Origin of the sequence: Planktothrix rubescens CCAP 1459/22, assembly GCA_904830895.1 — a bacterium.
Classification (GTDB): domain Bacteria; phylum Cyanobacteriota; class Cyanobacteriia; order Cyanobacteriales; family Microcoleaceae; genus Planktothrix; species Planktothrix agardhii.
The window spans coordinates 814,930-829,237 of sequence record LR882958.1 but is presented as its reverse complement, the minus strand read 5'-3'; the positions used below and the strand labels follow the sequence as shown (position 1 = coordinate 829,237).

General features: G+C 37.6%; 11 protein-coding genes. All 11 read left to right on the top strand.

Features of this window, described 5'->3' with window-relative positions:
- Positions 1-9: 9 nt before the first annotated feature.
- The 11 genes from NMG86_RS04025 to NMG86_RS03975 all read left to right on the top strand — a co-directional run bounded on the left by NMG86_RS04025 (position 10) and on the right by NMG86_RS03975 (position 14,261).
- A complete protein-coding gene (locus NMG86_RS04025) occupies positions 10-3,138 on the top strand; it encodes a sll1366 family intein-prone helicase (protein WP_026797068.1) in 3,129 nt (1,042 codons plus the stop codon).
- A 193-nt stretch (positions 3,139-3,331) separates the two neighbouring features.
- Positions 3,332-4,156 (top strand): SWIM zinc finger family protein, encoded by an 825-nt coding sequence (locus NMG86_RS04020; protein WP_026797067.1) that lies wholly within the window; start codon positions 3,332-3,334, stop codon positions 4,154-4,156.
- A 140-nt stretch (positions 4,157-4,296) separates the two neighbouring features.
- Positions 4,297-5,613: a homoserine dehydrogenase gene (locus NMG86_RS04015; RefSeq protein ID WP_026797066.1), complete on the top strand. Its 1,317-nt coding sequence runs from the start codon at positions 4,297-4,299 to the stop codon at positions 5,611-5,613.
- 238 nt (positions 5,614-5,851) lie between these two features.
- Positions 5,852-7,213 (top strand): folate/biopterin family MFS transporter, encoded by a 1,362-nt coding sequence (locus NMG86_RS04010; protein ID WP_087882133.1) that lies wholly within the window; start codon positions 5,852-5,854, stop codon positions 7,211-7,213.
- Positions 7,214-7,222: 9 nt separating this feature from the next.
- Positions 7,223-8,701 carry a carotenoid oxygenase family protein gene (locus NMG86_RS04005; protein WP_026797065.1) on the top strand — a complete coding sequence of 493 codons (1,479 nt, stop codon included), beginning with the start codon at positions 7,223-7,225 and terminating at the stop codon, positions 8,699-8,701.
- Between the two features lie 101 nt (positions 8,702-8,802).
- A complete protein-coding gene (locus NMG86_RS04000; protein ID WP_026797064.1) occupies positions 8,803-9,831 on the top strand; it encodes a glycosyltransferase family 2 protein in 1,029 nt (342 codons plus the stop codon).
- Positions 9,832-9,835: 4 nt separating this feature from the next.
- Positions 9,836-10,624: an ABC transporter permease gene (locus tag NMG86_RS03995; protein WP_026797063.1), complete on the top strand. Its 789-nt coding sequence runs from the start codon at positions 9,836-9,838 to the stop codon at positions 10,622-10,624.
- Positions 10,625-10,850: 226 nt separating this feature from the next.
- The gene (gloA, locus tag NMG86_RS03990) at positions 10,851-11,285 is read left to right on the top strand and encodes a lactoylglutathione lyase (RefSeq protein WP_026788770.1); all 435 of its coding nucleotides are present in this window, start codon (positions 10,851-10,853) and stop codon (positions 11,283-11,285) included.
- A gap of 127 nt (positions 11,286-11,412) precedes the next feature.
- Positions 11,413-12,273, top strand: coding sequence for a bile acid:sodium symporter family protein (locus NMG86_RS03985; RefSeq protein ID WP_026797062.1), 861 nt, complete (start codon positions 11,413-11,415; stop codon positions 12,271-12,273).
- A 6-nt stretch (positions 12,274-12,279) separates the two neighbouring features.
- Positions 12,280-12,717, top strand: coding sequence for a YidH family protein (locus tag NMG86_RS03980; protein ID WP_026797061.1), 438 nt, complete (start codon positions 12,280-12,282; stop codon positions 12,715-12,717).
- Between the two features lie 47 nt (positions 12,718-12,764).
- Entirely contained in the window at positions 12,765-14,261 is a 1,497-nt protein-coding gene (locus tag NMG86_RS03975) for a hypothetical protein (RefSeq protein ID WP_026797060.1), read from the top strand.
- Positions 14,262-14,308 lie beyond the last annotated feature (47 nt).

The window sequence follows — 14,308 nt, the reverse complement described above, 5'->3', positions numbered from 1 at the left end:
CTGATCAATATGGCAATTTTACATGGAAGTTGGTGCATGACGTCGAAGGGGTGTTTTTTCCTCTGGGGAGAAACCTGGCGGCGAGTCCCGTCGGAGTCCTTTTCTTCAGAACAAATTTTTCCATATCCCTTTGCTTTAAATGATACAGAATTATTGACTCAACCCTTGTTAAAAAATATGGGGTTATCAAATATTCTATCCCAACAAATTATAGCGTTACCAACAGATATTTCTGAATCTGGAGACCTGACTCCGATTTATTCTGCTACAACTAATATTCCTAAATCCTATCTTTATCCTTGGCAAATTACGGGAATTTCTCTTAATCCTAAACAAGCGTTTCAATTTTTACAATCCCTACCCTTGAATACCGTTATAACATCTGATTCCGACCTGGGGGAAGATCTACGTTTTTGGTCACATATTGCTCGTTGGAGTTTGGATTTATTAGCTAGATCTAAATTTTTACCTGGATTAATTCAACAATCTGATCAAACTATTATATCTCAATGGCAACCGCTTCTTGATAGTGCTATTGATCAAGCTCGATTATTGCGTTTTGCCCAACAAATGCCAAGGGTTTGTCGAGTGTATCAGGAGTTAATAGCAGGTGATAGTTTAGCGATTAATTTGCCCCTATCTGCTCAGGATATTATTATTAATTTTTTATCGGTAATGATTGATCAACAGGTGAGAAATGTAGCCAAGGAAGTTAATAAAAAAGCGATTTTATCACTTCCAATTTGGCAGAAATGGTTACAAAGTTTGGGGGAACAGGAAAATACTATTAATGCCGAATTAATAGAAATAGAATCCTTAGAAACCACTTTAAAAAATTGGACTGCTCCCCTACAATATTCCTTGTCTGAACCTAATCTATTTTCGACGGCTTTTCATTTACATCCTCCCACAGAATATAATCCTAATTGGCAATTAGAATATTGTCTACAAGCTATTGATCAACCTGAATTTATTGTTAATTCCAATATTGTTTGGAATCATCCCGTTGACTCGTTTAATTATCGAGGGAGAACGATTAAACATCCCCAGGAAACCCTGTTAAAAGGCTTAGGATTGGCTTCAAAATTATATCCGGTAATTGAAACCAGTTTACAGCAAGCACGCCCCCAAAGCTGTAGTTTAAATCCTTTACAAGCTTATCAATTCTTGAAAAGCTATGCTTGGCGTTTTACTGATAGTGGTTTAGGGGTAATATTACCTCCGAGTTTAGCAAATCGAGAGGGATGGGCGAGTCGATTAGGATTAAGTATTAAAGCAGAAACGCCTAAATTAAAAACCAATGAAAGATTAGGATTAAAAAGTTTATTGAACTTTAAATGGCAATTATCTATTGGTGGTCAAACCATGACTAAAGCGGAATTTGATCGCTTAGTTGCTAAGGAAAGTCCGTTAGTAGAAATTAATGGGGAATGGGTGGAGTTACGGGAATCGGATATTAGATCGGCAAAGATATTTTTTAGTCAAAGAAAAGATGAAATGACTCTTTCTTTAGAAGATGCGTTAAGGTTATCAACGGGAGATACTCAAATGATTGAAAAATTACCCGTTGTTAACTTTGAAGCGGGAGGAAAATTACAGGAATTATTGAATACTTTAACCAATAATCGTAACTTAGAACCGATTCCAAATCCTAAAGATTTTAAAGGGGAATTACGACCCTATCAAGCTAGAGGTGCAGGTTGGTTATCTTTCCTAGAACAATGGGGTTTAGGTGCGTGTTTAGCTGATGATATGGGATTGGGAAAAACCATAGAATTTATTGCTTTTTTACTGCATTTAAAAGAACAAAATAGTTTAGAAAATCCGGTTTTATTGGTTTGTCCAACATCGGTTTTAGGGAATTGGGAACGGGAGGTTAAAAAGTTTAGTCCGACCTTAAATGTAATAGTTCATCATGGCGATAAACGCGCCAAAGGTAATAATTTTGCTAAGGTTATTCAAGATAAAAATTTAGTGATTACCAGTTATCCCTTAACCTTCCGAGATCAGAAAGAATTGCAAGGAGTAACTTGGCAAGGATTGGTATTAGATGAAGCCCAAAATATTAAAAATCCCGATGCTAAACAATCAAAAACTATTAAAAATATTAACGCATCGTTTAAAATAGCATTAACTGGAACTCCGGTAGAAAATCGCCTATCGGAATTGTGGTCAATTATGGATTTTTTAAATCCAGGGTATTTAGGACAACGGCTATTTTTTCAACGACGGTTTGCAATTCCGATTGAAAAATATGGGGATACGGACTCTTTAAAGATTTTGCGATCGCTTGTTCAACCTTTTATTTTACGTCGGTTAAAAACCGATAAGGATATTATTCAAGATTTACCCGAAAAACAGGAAAATATAGTATTTTGTCCTTTAACAACTGAACAAGCAACCCTATATCAAAAAATTGTCGATGACTCCTTGGCAAAAATTGATGATGCGGAAGGAATTCAACGTCGAGGAATGATTTTAGCTTTATTAGTGAAACTTAAACAACTTTGCAACCATCCGGTTTTAATCGAAGCTAAAGTTAAAAATAGTAAAAAATCAGATATAATTAAAACCCAATATTCGGGAAAATTACAACGTTTGACGGAAATGTTAGATGAGGTTTTAGCTGAAGGAGATCGGGCTTTAATTTTTACTCAATTTGCTGAATGGGGAAAAGTATTACAACCCTATTTAGAAGATTATTTCAACCGAGAAATATTATTTTTATATGGAAGTACCTCAAAAAATAAACGGGAAGAAATGATTGATCGGTTTCAAAATGATCCCCAAGCTCCACCGATTATGATATTATCGTTAAAGGCTGGAGGAGTAGGTTTAAATTTAACCCGGGCGAATCATGTTTTTCACTTTGACCGATGGTGGAATCCAGCAGTGGAAAATCAAGCGACAGATCGAGTTTTTAGAATTGGTCAAACCCGAAATGTACAAGTCCATAAATTTGTTTGTACAGGAACTTTAGAGGAAAAAATCCATGATTTAATTGAAAGTAAAAAAGCGTTGGCGGAACAGGTTGTTAGTGCGGGAGAAGATTGGTTAACAGCTTTAGATACCGATCAACTCAGAAATCTATTAATATTAGATCGGAACTCAATTATTGATGAAGAAACCCCGTTGTAGCACCGTTGTTGCGCTTAAGCGCATCTTATCTTATAACAATTATGTGCGCTAAAGCGCAACAACTATCTGCGCTAAAGCGCAACAATTATCTGCGCTAAAGCGCAACAACTATCTGCGCTAAAGCGCAACAACTATCTGCGCTAAAGCGCAACAACTATCTGCGCTAAAGCGCAACAACTAGAAGGAGGACAAAATGAGTCAGGAATGGTGGTCACAACAATGGTTAGATTTATTGGACAAATATCGGTTCAAAAAACGCTTGGAACGAGCCAGAAATTACGCTAGAGAAGGTAATGTTTTAAAGATTGAATTTAAAGATCAAAAAGTTTTAGCACAGGTTCAGGGGACTCAAATCGAACCTTATACCGTTTCTTTGTGGTTGGATATATTTAGTGATGAAGAATGGAATTATATTATTGCAACTCTATCACAACGGGCAATTTTTAGTGCTAAATTATTAGCGGGAGAAATGCCACAGGATATTGAGGATGTATTTGCCGCCAATGGGTTAAGATTATTTCCTTTTTCCCTAGAGAATGTTCATTCTGAATGTAGTTGTCCAGATCAAGCTAATCCCTGTAAACATATTGCCGCAGTTTATTATATGTTAGGCGATCGCTTTAGTGAAGATCCTTTTGTTTTGTTTCAACTTAGGGGAAAAAGTGCCGAACAAATTATTAATTCTTTACGACAGTTGCGAGGTCAAAGTCAAGATGAAATTAACGTTGCTACCTCGGAAGAAATCACTATAAAATCTAATCCTAATTCCTTGAAATTAGATCAATTTTGGAATTACTCTCAACAGCTAGATTCCGCTTTAGTTGTGATTACACCTCCTCCGAGTAGTGAAACGGTACTTGATATTTTAGGGGCAATAAATTTAGCTACAATAGGAATTAAATCTACAAATCGTTCTACGTTATCTGACATAGATATTGTGATGCAATATTTAGAAACAGTTTACAAAAATGTCAGCCAGCAAGCGGTTTTAGTAGCACTTAATCGGGAAAAAAATTAATTAATTAATCAACAAAATAGGGTAATTTAGTATCTGGTCTGTTAAAAAGAAGATCAATTAGGTGATCATATTCATCAAGATTGTCAACCTCTAATGTAAAAATGAGAAGTGTAGCCTTGCGTTAGGGATGGTTTAGAATCGTGGTTTTTAAAATTGGTTTATTAGGACTGGGAACAGTTGGAACCGGAGTGGTTGAAATTCTGTCCAACCCGGAGGGTCGTCATCCCTTGTTATCGGAGTTAAGTTTGCATCGGGTAGGGGTGCGATCGCTTTCTAAACCCCGGAGTGTCAATATACCGGAAGATATGCTGACAACGGATTTAGAAGCAATTGTGATTGATCCAGCCATTGATATTGTGGTGGAATTAATCGGGGGTTTGGAACCAGCGCGATCGCTAATTCTCCAAGCGATTGAAAATGGCAAGCATATTGTCACCGCCAATAAAGCCGTGATTTCCCGTTATGGGAGTGAAATTTTTGATGCGGCGAATAAAAAAGGGGTTTATGTGATGTTAGAAGCCGCCGTTGGGGGTGGGATTCCGGTGATTCAACCGTTAAAACAATCCTTGGGTGCGAATCGAATTCAAACAGTCACCGGAATTATTAATGGCACAACTAACTATATTTTGACCCGGATGAAAAATGAAGGGGCAGATTTCTCCGAAGTCTTAGCGGATGCTCAACGGTTAGGATATGCAGAAGCTGACCCCACCGCCGATATTGATGGCTTAGATGCGGGGGATAAAATTGCGATTCTGGCGTCCCTAGCTTTTGGAGGCAGAATTAAGTTAGAACAGGTTTACTGTGAAGGAATTAGAAAGGTAACGGCGACGGATATCACCTATGCGGAAAAATTGGGATTTGTGATTAAGTTATTAGCGATCGCATCCCGCAGTCCCCAGGCGACTCCCGAACAGGATTTATTATCAGTTCGAGTTCATCCAACTTTAGTGACCTTATCCCATCCTTTAGCCAGTATTAATGATGTTTATAATGCCATTTTAGTTGAAGGGGAACCGATTGGACAGGTGATGTTTTTTGGCAGGGGAGCCGGATCGGGGCCTACGGCGAGTGCTGTAGTTTCTGATATTTTAAATATTGTTGCTGTTTTACAAATGCAAGAAGCAGAAGTTGTTAATCCGATTATTCCCCATGAAATGATGAATTGTACCCATCAACATTACTGTAAAATTGCGCCGATGGAGGATTTAGTCACCCGTTTTTATACTCGGTTTCTAACCAAGGATTCTCCTGGGGTAATTGGAAAATTAGGAACTTGTTTTGGTCAGCATCATGTCAGTATAGAATCAATTGTACAAACGGGATTTCATGAAAATTTAGCAGAAATTGTTGTAGTTACCCATGATGTTTTGGAGGGTAATTTTAATCAAGCTTTAAGTGAAATTAAAGGTTTTGATGAAATTGACAGTATTCCTAGTATTTTAAGGGTACTGTAAATCAGTTATCAGTAAACAGTTATCAGTTATCAGTGCAAGAGTTATCAGTTATCACCGAAAAATTTATCGGTTGTCAGTTAACAGTAAAGAGATGACTGTTAACTGATGACTGTTCACTGATGACTGATGACTGATGACTGATGACTGATGACTGTTAACTGTTAACTGATTAGGAGTGTAGATCCGTAGGTTATGATAAATATATTCATATTTCTTAATTTTTGTTTACAAAATCCTGATGACTGCAACAAGCATCGCCAAAACCAAGCAATTCTTTAAGAAAACCATATTTTTTGACAACGAGCCAACCCCAGAACTGATAGCCATTTTACTGGTGTACTTTGTCCAGGGAATTTTAGGACTGGCCCGTTTAGGGGTGAGTTTTTTCCTCAAGGATGAACTGGGAATGAGTCCGGCGGAAGTGTCAATATTACTGGGAATTGTGGCGATTCCCTGGATTATTAAACCCCTATTTGGCTTTATTTCCGACGGTCTGCCGATTTTCGGTTATCGCCGTCGTCCCTATTTAATCCTATCAGGAATATTGGGGGCCTTATCCTGGGTGGCTATGGCCACAATTGTTCATACTCCTTTAGCCGCTACGGGGGCGATTGCCTTGAGTTCCCTTTCCGTGGCCATTGGCGATGTAATTGTCGATTCCTTAGTTGTTGAAAGAGCCCGTCACGAATCAATTAATAATATTGGTTCGCTGCAATCCGCTTCCTGGGGAGCGTCGGCTATTGGCGGATTAATTACCGCCTATTTAGGGGGGTTTTTATTAGAGCAATTTCCCCCGCAAACCATATTTTTAATTACGGCAACTTTTCCCTTAATTACTTCCATGGTGGCGGGATTAATTGCAGAAGAATTTCAGGGTCAACCCTCCAATTGGCAAACGGTTAAATCTCAAATTAAAAATCTGCGTCAAGCCATCACCCAAAAATCAATTTGGTTGCCTACAGCCTTTATTTTTCTTTGGCAAGCCACACCCACGGCTGATTCTGCATTTTTCTTTTTTACCACTAATGAATTAGGATTTCAACCCGAATTTTTAGGGCGAGTTCGTTTAGTTACAAGTATTGCCTCCTTACTCGGAATTTGGCTATTTCAAAGATTTTTTAAGTCCGTTCCCTTTCGGACAATCTTTTTTTGGTCAACAATTATTTCCACCTTATTAGGGATGACCATGTTACTATTAGTCACCCACACTAACCGAACCCTAGGAATTGATGATCATTGGTTTAGTTTGGGGGATAGTTTAATCCTAACCGTGATGGGACAAATTGCCTATATGCCTGTTTTGATATTAGCTGCTCGCCTCTGTCCTCCCGGGGTAGAAGCCACATTATTTGCCCTATTAATGTCGGTTTCTAATTTAGCAGGTTTAATTTCTTATCAATTAGGTGGTATCCTTACCTATTATTTAGGAATTACGGAAACCAATTTTGACCAATTATGGTTACTGGTGATGATTACTAACCTAAGTAGCTTATTACCTATTCCCCTAATTCATTGGTTGCCCAATAGTAATGCAGAAATCGAACCTCCAATGGTCAGCATTCAACCCTCAGAACTTGATCAATTAACCGTAAATCCTTAATTAAGAGACATGAAAAATATAATTTCTCAGCCAGAAAATTCCACAAAAACCTTATCCTATAGTCCCCAAGATTGGGCAAAAGGATATCTTTCTCAACCTAATGAATACGACTATTGGATTGAAGATATTGAAGGAGAAATTCCGACTGAACTAGAAGGAACCCTCTATCGAAATGGCCCAGGCTTATTAGATGTTAATGGACAAAGTTTTCGTCATCCCTTTGATGGTGATGGCATGATTTCTGCGATTCGCTTTACCAAAGGTACTGCCCACTATTGTAATAAATTTGTCAAAACTCAAGGTTATTTAGAAGAACAAAAAGCCGGAAAAATTCTCTATCGAGGTGTATTTGGAACCCAAAAAGCTGGGGGATGGTTAGCAAATTTTATGGATTTAAAAATCAAAAATATTGCTAATACAAGCGTCATTTATTGGGCGGGAAAACTATTAGCATTATGGGAAGCTGCCCAACCCTATCATCTGGATGCAAATACCTTAGAAACCATTGGAATTGATAATTTAGAGGGAATTTTAGAACCCGGAGATGCCTTTTCAGCCCATCCTCGAATTGATCCTAATTGTGAATGGAATGGCGGTGAACCCTGTTTAGTCAATTTTTCGATTAAACCGATGTTATCAACCACCATTACAATTTATGAAATTTCTACTCAAGGAAAGTTACTCAGAAAACAGGTTCATTCTGTACCTGGATTTGCTTTTATTCACGATTTTGCTATTACTCCTAATTATTGTATTTTCTTCCAAAATCCAGTCCAGTTTAATCCCATTCCCTATTTATTAGGATTATCGGGAGCGGGAGAATGTATTAACTTTCAAACCAAAAAACCGACTAAAATTATTGTAATTCCCAGGGGTAAAAATGGCAAAATTCAATATTTTGAAATGCCCTTGGGATTTGTGTTTCATCATGCCAATGCTTATGAACAAGATGATACTATTTTTGTGGATTCTATTTGTTATAAATCCTTATCCCAAATTAGCCCAAATCAAGATTATCGAGAAACGGATTTTAGTCTATTAGACCCCGGACAATTATGGCGTTTTTCCTTGGGTTTAACTACGGGAAAAGTAGAACGTCAACTGATTGAATCTCGCTGTTGTGAATTTCCGACTTTACATCCGAATTATGTCGGTAGACCCTATCGTTATTTATATTTAGCAGCCGCCCACGACGCCGAAGTAAATGCCCCCTTACAGGCAATTTTGAAAGTGGATTTAAACACAAATCAGCGTCAATTATGGAGTGCAGCACCGGAAGGATTTGTGAGTGAACCCATATTTGTTCCGCGTAAAAATGCGATCGCCGAAGATGATGGATGGGTATTAACGGTGGTGTATGATTCCCAAAATCATCGTTCCGAGATTGTGATTTTGGATAGTCGTGATTTGAGCAAAGGTGCGATCGCTCGATTACACTTAAAACATCATATTCCCTACGGTTTGCATGGAAACTTTGTGAGCTTTTAATATTCAGCCTCCGACGATCCTAAAAACAACAATATAGGAGATCCCTAAATATGTTAGGCTAATAATAACAGAATTAGCAGACCATTAAGCGAGGAAGTCCGATGAAGTTTAGCATCGTGATTACAACCTATAACCGCATTGCTTTACTGAAACGGGCAATTGATTCCGCATTGAAACAAACAATTCCTTGTGAAGTTGTTGTTGCTGATGATGCTTCCTCTGATCAAACAGAAGACTATGTTCGTAGTTTATCTTCCTCCTTAATTCAACAGGGAGATCACCGTTTAGTTTATCATCGTAACCCCAGTAATCTCGGCCATTCTGCCACAATGAATGCTGGAGTTAAAGCCGCTTCTGGAGACTGGATTAAACCCGTAGATGATGATGATTATTTGGCGTTAAATTGCATCGAGGAAATGAATAAAGCTATTGAAACCTATCAAACTAAAGTCAATCAAAATTCATCCTCCCAGGCGGTAATTTGTTCTTGTCAAGCGAGTCAAATAGACCCGAATGGTACAGAATTAAGTCGGACTCGCTTAACCGGCCCTGGCAAAGTTTATTATATTCCCCAGGAAGATATTCACTATGGAATGTTATTGGAACAAGTGCCATTTGGAACCCCTGTTCAAGTTGCCTATTCCAAAGAAGCATTTATCAAATCCGGTGGCTGGGATTCGAGTTTGGATACTAATTGTGATGATATTGATTCTTGGATTAAAATTTCTCAATTTGGAGATGCAATTTTTATTAATCAGTGTTTAGCCTATCGTACAATTTGGCCAGGAGCTTTTAATCAAAAAATATCCCTAAAAAAGCGATTAGATACTAATATTTTAATTAAGGAAAAAATCTATAAATTGGTTAATCAAAAATATCAGATCCAACTCCCTAGACTTGAACATATTAGGGATTATCTGAAACTGCATTGGAGTCTGGTGGCATTAAAAAGAGCTAAAGTTAAAAACGCTATTTGTTTTTCCTCAAAATCTTTGTTTTCTGCTCAAGGCTGGAAATTATTAATATCCTCTCTTTTAAATAGAAGACAACAATGGTCAAAATTAAAACAAATGTTAAAAATAGATAAAACTTCAGAACTTTTCGTCAAAAAAATAATTTTAATTGAATAATATTATGAAACATATTTTAAAAATAGCTCGAACTTTCCTATCAACCTACTATGCTTATATGGTTGAATATCGAGCCGAATTATTTTTCTGGGTATTGTCTGGCTCCTTACCTTTTATTTTAATGGGAATTTGGATAAAAGCCTCCGAAACAGGTAATATTGGACTCAGTTCTATTGAATTTGCTCGATATTTTTTGGCTGCTTTTATTGTCCGACAAAGTAATGTGGTTTGGGTAATTTGGGAGTTTGAAAAAGAAGTAATTCAAGGAAAACTTTCCCCTCGATTATTACAACCCATTGATCCAGTTTGGCATCATTTTCTTAGCCATATTGCCGAACGATTTGCCCGTTTTCCCTTTATTGTTGGGCTAATTCTTTTATTTTTTGCCCTCTATCCTGAATCTTTTTGGATACCCAGTTTAGGACAAACCTTATTATTTTTATTAGTATTAATTTTAGCTTTTATGCTACGGTTTATTATTCAATATACCTTTGCTTTATTGTCATTTTGGATAGAAAGAGCTAGTGCTATTGAAAAAATTTGGTATTTACCCTATATATTTTTATCAGGAATAATTGCCCCTTTAACAGTCTTTCCTCCCTTGATTCGGGAAATAACATTATGGACTCCCTTTCCCTACCTAATTTATTTTCCCGCTTCTATTATTGTGGGATTTCCCGTTGATTTATTTCGAGGTTTATTGATCATGTTCTTTTGGGGAATTTTGTTTTTAATTATCAACCGTTGGCTATGGAAACGGGGATTAAAACAATATTCAGGAATGGGCGCCTAGTAGTGAGTCCTTTAGGACTCTCTTTCTAGGATAAAGCCCTAAAGGGCTTACTACAAAACTCGTAGTGAGTCCTTTAGGACTCTCTTTCTAGGATAAAGCCCTAAAGGGCTTACTACAAAACTCGTAGTGAGTCCTTTAGGACTCTCTTTCTAGGATAAAGCCCTAAAGGGCTTACTACGATTTAATGGGTTATATTAATATAAATACATCACCAAAAAAAACAACAATGAGACTACTTCACACAATGTTACGGGTGGGAAACCTAGACCATTCCTTAAAATTTTACTGTGATATTTTAGGAATGAAACTACTGCGCCAGAAAGACTATCCAGGGGGTGAATTTACCTTAGCCTTTGTCGGTTATGGTGATGAATCCGATCATAGCGTGATTGAGTTAACCTATAACTGGGGCGTCGAACAATATGAAATTGGTACAGGTTATGGTCATATAGCCCTCGGTGTTGATGATATTTACGCCACTTGTGAACAAATTAGAGCCGCCGGGGGTAAAATTACCCGTGAACCCGGCCCAATGAAACATGGAAACACTGTAATTGCGTTTGTGGAAGATCCCGATGGTTATAAAATTGAGTTAATTCAGTTAGGAACTCAGGGATCAAATTCCGAAAAAGAAACTACTGTTTCTGCTTCTAAAACATAATAAAACCCTACCCTAACCCTCCTCTTGGTAAGGGGAGGGGACAGGATTTTTAGTTAAGTTTTTGTTAAATTGCGATCGCGCATCTTTTATAGCCACAAATCATCACAAAAAGTAAGCTTTTAAAGTTATGCAATATCCTTTATTACTGATTTTCGTCAAAGTCACGATTTTTGCTCTGATGTTAGCCATCGGACTCAATCTTTCTTTTGAGAAAATGCTCTCCTTTTGGCGCAAACCTGCTTTACTATTCCGTGCGCTTCTAGCCGTTGTTGTCTTGGTTCCCCTAGTTGTTATTATCCTGATCAAACTGTTTAATTTACCGCCGGGAGTAATAATAGGATTAGTCCTGTTAGCAGCATCTCCTGGCGCACCTCTAACCACAATGCGAGCCCAAATGGCTGGAGCCAGATTTCCCTACTCAGCGAGTCTTCAGCTAACCCTAGCTTTACTGGCGGTCTTCATTACTCCTATAACCTTAGCTATTTTCGCTATTTTATTTAAAGAAATTCCAGAAAGAACAACAATTTTAGAAGTCGCTAAACAAGTAACAGTGGCGCAATTTTTACCTGTTACTATTGGTCTTTTATTACAAAAATATGGGGCTAAATATGTAGATGCTATCGCTAAATTTTTAACTTTTATGTCGAATGGTTTGTTTTTTGTATTAGCCATATTACTATGTGTATTGGGATTCCCTTTATTGTTGAAAGTTTGGGGATTACCGATGATTGCGATCGCTATTATGGTAATTACATCTCTAGGTATTGGACACACTTTAGGGGGGCCAGATGATCATAATCGTTCAATTCTAGCGATTTCCTGTATTGCTCGTAATGTCGGTTTAGCCCTATTTATTGCTATTTTGAATAATGTACAACAGCAAGTGATTCCGACACTGATAGCTTATTTAATTTTGGGAGCTATTTTAGGTATTCCTTACTCCATTTGGAATAAGCGCAAATTAGCTACATTACCCCAGGAAAACTAAACAATTATGAATCAGCCACCCGTCAATTCAGAACCTCCTAAACATCTTTCTAATGATGAATTAGCCACAGATCGTACCGAAATGGCTAAATACCGCAGTCGAGCCGCCGCCGATCGCACTTTAATGGCTTGGATACGCACCTCTCTCTCGTTGATTGGTTTTGGTTTTGGGATTCCAACTATTGTTAGAACAATTGAACAAACCCACCTTCATCCTAAGATTGACCCCGTAAGATTTTCTGTTATCGTTGGACTGTCTTTTCTTAGTACGGGAATGGTAGGAATGGCTTTAGGGTTAAGAGAACACCGTCGGTTACTTCAACGAATTGAAAGTGATCGCTATACATACGAAACCTCTTACAGTGCGGAAATTATCGGAATTGCTTTGCTTGTAATTGGGTTAGTTAGTTTTATTGGAGTGATAGTTAAATCCATAAATTTTTGATATAATCTAAATTTAGGAAACTCGTTCAAATAAATAACAATTATCAAATGAAATCAACTTTAAGTTCTGGTTTAAGTATATTAACATTTCTGGTCGCTGCTCCCGCTTGGGCTAGTGCTGTTAATCTGGATTCTGAACCGACAGTATCCTCAGCTTTTTCTGAAGATCAAGGTCAGTTTTTGATTAATTCTGATCTGCATTTTCCCGTAGATAAATATTCGGTTGAAATTAATCCGATTTCCGTTGAAAAAATTGCGATCGCTCCTTCTCCATCAGAACAATTAACTGAAAAAAATGCTGAAGATTATAAACTCTCTCAACTAACTTCAACCTTCTTAAATCCTAGCATTAATGCTGCTGATTTGCAATTCTCCCAACAGGGAATAATTAATTATGCGATCGCCCCAGAAACAACTATTCTAACTCAACCTAATATTGAGGGAAATACACTCAGCCAAAATCCCAATAATATTGTCAATGAATTCTTAGCTGAAGATATACCTAATTCTACTCCAGATGTTGAAGCATCTGAACAGAAATCCCGATGGAGATTTAAAGTTGAACCGATGTTATTTGTGCCTTTTAATATTCAGGGTTATGCCATTGTCGGAGAAGGTGCAAGTGTAAATCGAGTGGTTTTAGTTGACTTAATTACGGCTGAAATAACGAATAGAATCTTAAATCAATTACCCAAAGATATAATTGAACAAACCGTTAATCGAGTCTTGGAACGTCTGCCTTTTGATCGCAGTAATACTCGGTTAGAAGACCGCATTGCTCAAGGAGTAAGAGACCGTTTAAAAGAACGGGGACAAGACCTAACAGCACGCTTAGAAACTCAAATTCGAGAAGGAGTACAAACAATAGTAAATCGAGTTCCCTACGGTCAAGTTCCGATTCAAGTTGATTTTAATTTGGGTATAGGAAAACTTCTCGATCTTAATTTTACCAAAATTTTACAGTTAGGAACCCGTTTAGAAGCATGGAATGGGGATATTGGATTAATCTTTCAGGGGTCATATACTGAAATCGGTTTAACTAACAAAGGTTCAGAGATTGATATTGATTTTAATACTCAATTATTAGTCGCAGAAGTCTTACTTGCATGGCATTTAGGAACCCTTCCCTTAACTACGGTTAAAGATACCTCAAAACCGAATAGTGTCTATCCTTCCCTTGATTTTGAAGTCTATGGTGGGACTCGTTTTGGTTATCTCGATACGGATTTTGATTTTAATCCTGGCCCCAAAATCAACTATCGACCGGATTGGTTTGATCCTTCCTTCGGAGCGCAAATTACACTCAATTTAGCCGATAATCTTAAAATTAAAACCAGAGGCGGAACCGCAATCACAGGGGGAAGTGAAGCCCTAGCCAATTGGGATTTATTAGTAGCTTTGGATTGGCAAATATCGCGGGATTTAACCTTATCTACAGGCTATCGTTTATATCAATTAAAAGTAGAACAAGCCGGGAATATTGGCACCTCAACGGTTAAGATGACTGCACAAGGAATGCGTTTAGGATTAGCTTGGTCTTTCTAGTTTAAACACAAACCCACTGAAACTGATTAAAAGTTTAGCTTATGGAT

What these genes read in the sequence shown, in the direction of transcription:
- NMG86_RS04005 (WP_026797065.1), top strand. Translation starts at nt 7,223, where the DNA reads ATGAAAAATATAATTTCTCAGCCAGAAAATTCCACAAAAACCTTATCC.
- NMG86_RS03975 (WP_026797060.1), top strand. Translation starts at nt 12,765, where the DNA reads ATGAAATCAACTTTAAGTTCTGGTTTAAGTATATTAACATTTCTGGTC.
- NMG86_RS03995 (WP_026797063.1), top strand. Translation starts at nt 9,836, where the DNA reads ATGAAACATATTTTAAAAATAGCTCGAACTTTCCTATCAACCTACTAT.
- NMG86_RS03985 (WP_026797062.1), top strand. Translation starts at nt 11,413, where the DNA reads ATGCAATATCCTTTATTACTGATTTTCGTCAAAGTCACGATTTTTGCT.
- gloA (WP_026788770.1), top strand. Translation starts at nt 10,851, where the DNA reads ATGAGACTACTTCACACAATGTTACGGGTGGGAAACCTAGACCATTCC.
- NMG86_RS04000 (WP_026797064.1), top strand. Translation starts at nt 8,803, where the DNA reads ATGAAGTTTAGCATCGTGATTACAACCTATAACCGCATTGCTTTACTG.
- NMG86_RS03980 (WP_026797061.1), top strand. Translation starts at nt 12,280, where the DNA reads ATGAATCAGCCACCCGTCAATTCAGAACCTCCTAAACATCTTTCTAAT.
- NMG86_RS04025 (WP_026797068.1), top strand. Translation starts at nt 10, where the DNA reads ATGGCAATTTTACATGGAAGTTGGTGCATGACGTCGAAGGGGTGTTTT.
- NMG86_RS04010 (WP_087882133.1), top strand. Translation starts at nt 5,852, where the DNA reads ATGACTGCAACAAGCATCGCCAAAACCAAGCAATTCTTTAAGAAAACC.
- NMG86_RS04020 (WP_026797067.1), top strand. Translation starts at nt 3,332, where the DNA reads ATGAGTCAGGAATGGTGGTCACAACAATGGTTAGATTTATTGGACAAA.